The 378-nt window shown below is 70.9% G+C and carries 1 pseudogene; it reads right to left on the minus strand.

Features of this window, described 5'->3' with window-relative positions:
• Positions 1–90 precede the first annotated feature (90 nt).
• Positions 91–378 (minus strand): annotated as a pseudogene (locus tag EN804_RS35085) (penicillin-binding protein); the annotation flags it as partial.

Below are 378 nucleotides of genomic sequence, written 5' to 3' on the forward strand. Positions count from 1 at the left end.
GTCTTTCTGGGGTCGGTCTCGGCCATGGCTTGATCTCCGGCCGGACATGTAGCCGAACGCGCTTGCCATTGCGAGAGGCGAGTTTGCCGCTCAACCGCCGCCGAGGATGTCGAGGATCGAGGTCTGTCGCCGTTTCTTCGGGCCACCGACGTCGCCGGGCGGCACCGGATGCCCGACCGATGCGGTGGTGCCGCCGTCGCTGGGCATGTCGAAACCATCGGCGTCGACGGTCTGGGCCGGGCGCGCCTGTCGCGCGGGCGCCTGGGCGACGGGCGCGGACGACTGGCCGACCGGCGCCCGCGGCACCGGTGCCGGCTGTGAGTTGTCCGCAGACGGTATCTCGTCCGGCACGACCGTGTCGGACGGCGTCGACTTCCA

The sequence above is a fragment of the Mesorhizobium sp. M8A.F.Ca.ET.161.01.1.1 genome (assembly GCF_004792105.1).
Lineage (GTDB): Bacteria > Pseudomonadota > Alphaproteobacteria > Rhizobiales > Rhizobiaceae > Mesorhizobium.